Annotated in this window: 1 protein-coding gene; it reads right to left on the bottom strand. The window is 31.8% G+C overall.

The genetic code is table 11. The features are described from left to right. The coding region (locus FOF46_RS32260) for a hypothetical protein (RefSeq protein WP_167572060.1) at positions 1-261 on the bottom strand (261 nt) is incomplete at both ends.

Raw genomic sequence — 261 nt, 5'->3', positions numbered from 1 at the left:
GGTAACCATCCTTCATTTAAAGATTTACATAATAATTCTCCTATGTACTGATATTTTAAATGTTCAGGAGCATTGGCAAACATTGTATCGAGTTCTTTCTGAGTGATACCGTTATCTTCCAATATATCATCTATAGTTTTGATACGCTCAGTTACCTGTTTTAGAAAAGTCTTCTTTCCTAGTAAATTTTCAAGGAGCTCTCTTCCTTTACTTGATGCATTTTCATGAGCTTTTAATGCTGCTTCTTTTTTGATTTCTAAT

This window comes from Aquimarina algiphila (assembly GCF_007489275.1).
Taxonomy (GTDB): domain Bacteria; phylum Bacteroidota; class Bacteroidia; order Flavobacteriales; family Flavobacteriaceae; genus Aquimarina; species Aquimarina algiphila.
The sequence above is the reverse complement of the archived record's forward strand: the minus strand, read 5'-3'. Positions and strand labels throughout refer to the sequence as shown.